Below are 3,025 nucleotides of genomic sequence, written 5' to 3' on the forward strand. Positions count from 1 at the left end.
TGCAATGCCCCGTCGCACAGCCAGGGCTGGCCGACGCCGGAACGCAGGACGCGCAGCGGTTGGTCGAGGGAACGATGGATCAGACTGGCGGGTTCTTCCTGGCGCCATTCCAGGCCGCCCTTGTCGCCATAGAGGCGGATCTTCAGCGGGTTCTCTTCACCGGCACACACTTGGCTGGCGATCAGCACGCCGCTGGCGCCGGAGGCCATCTTGAACAGCATGGCGGCATCGTCATCCAGTTGCCGACCGGGTACATGGATGCCCAGGTTCGCGCAAAGCTGTTCGATCGGTTGGTCGGCGATGAACTCGGCCAGGGAAAAAGCGTGGGTGCCGATGTCGCCGATGCAGCCGCCCAGTCCCGACAGCTCGGGCCGGCTGCGCCAGTCCGCCTGTTTGTTGCCCTGCCCGGCCACGTCCTGGCTGAGCCAGCCTTGTGGGTACTCGACGATCACTTTGCGCAACGCGCCGATCACGCCATTGCGCACCATGTCGCGGGCCTGCCACACCATCGGGTAGCCCAGGTAGGTGTGTGCCAGCCCATAAAGCCCGGAACTGTTTTTGACAACGTCTGCCAGCGCCTGCACTTCAGCAAGATTGAGCGCGGCCGGCTTCTCGCTGAACACGTGGAAGCCCGCCTGCAGCGCCTGGGTCGCAATCGGTGCATGCAGATGATTGGGGGTGACGATCACCAGCAGCTGCATGCGCTGCTCGGCCGGGAGCGCCTGTTCGGCGGCGAGCATCTGCTGCCATTCGCTGTAACAGCGGGACGCGGGCAGGCCCAGCGCATTGCCGGTGCTCCGGTTGTTCTCGGGCTCACGGCTGAAGGCACCGCACACCAGTTCATAACACCCATCCAGCCCCGCCGCCTGGCGGTGAGCCTGGCCGATGAAGGCGCCTTCGCCGCCGCCAACAAAGCCCATTCTTATTTTTTGCACAGCAACCGTCATCGCAAGTCTTCCCTTTATGGGCAATTACCGATCATGATGTAACCGGTTACATCGTGCCGGAAATTTAGGCCTGGTTGCTCGCGGTGTCAAACCCCGACTGCGGTAAACTTGCAGGCTGCTGTTCTGATAACGAGGTGGTCTTGTCCAATATTCGTGAAGTCGCCCGGCTGGCCGGGGTCTCGGTGGCCACCGTGTCCAGGACCCTGGCCAGCCCTGAACGCGTGTTGCCCGAGACCCGCGACAAGGTCAACGCCGCCGTGGAACAGACCGGCTACCGGCCGAACCGCATGGCGGTGCAATTCCGTTCGCGGCGCACCGGCAACCTGGTGATCCTGGTGCCGGCGATTGCCAACACGTTTTTCGCCCGGGTCATCAGCGGTGCACAGCAAGCGGCGCAGGCATCGGGTTATCGGTTGCTGTTGTGCGACACCCGGGGCCAGGCAGAAATCGAAAAACAGTTCGCCGAACTGGTCCACGCCCATCAGGCCGACGGTGTGATTCAGTTGCGGGCCTCGGACCCGTTCAGCGACTGCAGCGACTCACCGCCACTGGTGAACGCCTGCGAGGTGATCCAGGACGGTCGCCACCCCACCATCAGCCTCGACAACCGTGGCGCCGCCCGGGCCATGACCCAGCACTTGATCGACCTCGGCCACCGCCGCATCGGCTTGATCAAAGGCCCGAAAAGCAGCCCACTGACCCGTGACCGCGTGGCCGGTTATGAAGATGCCTTGCTCGCGGCGGGCATCCCCCGCGACCCGGCGCTTATCTGCCACGGCGACTTCACCCTGCACGCCGGTTTCGAGGGCGCAGGCAACATGCTCGCCCTGCCCGAGCGGCCCACTGCGCTGTTCTGCGAGAACGACGAAATGGCCATCGGCGCCTTGAAGCGCATCAAGCAACAGGGCCTGCGCGTGCCCCAGGATATTTCCCTGGTGGGCTTTGATGACATCCCCTTCGCGGCCTACTGCGACCCGCCGCTGACCACCATTGCCCAGCCTGCCGAAATCTTCGGCCGCAAGGCCGTCGAGATGCTCATCGCACTGATCGAGAAAACGCCGCTGTCGGAGCGTCAGGTTGTAGTGCCGTTCGAACTCACAGTACGCGGCAGCACGGCAGCGCCCCACACTCAATAGTGCGCCACATCCGACACCTGGGTATCCAGCACGTCCCGCGCCAATGCCCAGGCCTGATCCGTGGATTCCACCACCAGCAACGGGTAGCCCCACGCCTTGCCGAACATCACGGCAAACGGCTTGAGCGCCAGGCGCTTGGCTGCGCTGGGCTCCACCTGGATCATGCCTTTGACGAAAGTACGCAGGGCCACCTTGTGCTTCTTCATCCAGATCGAGGCCTGTTTGCGTTCTTCGTGTGAATGCTCGTGAGTGCTTTCATCCACGGCTTTCTCGTGCAGCAGGACGAAGGGTTCCTCGCGCTGCAACAAGGCCTCGAATGCGCCAAAGGTATCTTGCGGGGGGGTATCGCTGGGGGCGTCAAACACGATTTTCACCACGGGGAATGTTGAACTGTCGAGTTGCATGGGAAGCTCCTTTAACGAGAATGTTTCTCATGATAGCCATGCCATCACTGGACGCCATTGCACAGAATGGCCAGAATGTTTCGCATTCCAGCCAAGCGCCGCGCCGCCATGTACAACCACCGCCTCGAAACCCGTGACCCCTTGCGCCCGGCCCTCGCCGATGCAATTCCCCGTGCGGTGGTTGCAGTGAGCGCTTCAAGCACCTCTGCGAGTTGGGAGCACGCACCGCACCAGCACCGCAAGGGCCAGTTGATGTACACATTGCGCGGGGTGATTCATTGCGTCATCGAAGAAGGTATCTGGATCGTGCCCCCCCAGTGCGCGTTGTGGATTCCGGGCGGCCTTTCCCATGCCGCGCGCGGGTCGGGGGCAGCGGATGTCTACTGTCTGTTGGTCGACCCCGACGCCGCCGGCGCCCTGCCCCGGCAATGCTGCACCCTGGCGGTATCGCCGTTGTTACACGAATTGATCAGCAAGGCCGTCAGCTTCCCGCCGCTGTACGACACCGAGGGCGCCCAGGGCCGGTTGGTGGCCACGC

Annotated in this window: 4 protein-coding genes; 2 read left to right on the top strand and 2 right to left on the bottom strand. The window is 63.3% G+C overall.

The annotated features are described in order from the left end of the window. Positions 1-920, bottom strand: a 920-nt coding sequence (locus HX846_RS15015; protein ID WP_178965634.1) for a Gfo/Idh/MocA family protein, incomplete at its 3' end; no start/stop codon positions are given. Positions 921-1,087: 167 nt separating this feature from the next. On the opposite strand from HX846_RS15015, the gene HX846_RS15020 reads away from it, so the two are divergent. Further along, the gene (locus HX846_RS15020) at positions 1,088-2,083 is read left to right on the top strand and encodes a LacI family DNA-binding transcriptional regulator (protein ID WP_087694229.1); all 996 of its coding nucleotides are present in this window, start codon (positions 1,088-1,090) and stop codon (positions 2,081-2,083) included. Here the strand turns inward: HX846_RS15020 and HX846_RS15025 are convergent. After that, complete coding sequence (locus tag HX846_RS15025) at positions 2,077-2,487, bottom strand: hypothetical protein (protein WP_003211385.1); 411 nt, start codon at positions 2,485-2,487, stop codon at positions 2,077-2,079. The genes HX846_RS15020 and HX846_RS15025 overlap by 7 nt on opposite strands. A 108-nt stretch (positions 2,488-2,595) precedes the next feature. Between HX846_RS15025 and HX846_RS15030 the strand changes: the two genes are divergently transcribed. Further along, the coding region (locus tag HX846_RS15030; protein ID WP_178965635.1) for an AraC family ligand binding domain-containing protein at positions 2,596-3,025 on the top strand (430 nt) is incomplete at its 3' end.

The sequence above is a fragment of the Pseudomonas sp. K5002 genome, from assembly GCF_013386655.1.
In the GTDB taxonomy this organism is placed as follows: domain Bacteria; phylum Pseudomonadota; class Gammaproteobacteria; order Pseudomonadales; family Pseudomonadaceae; genus Aquipseudomonas.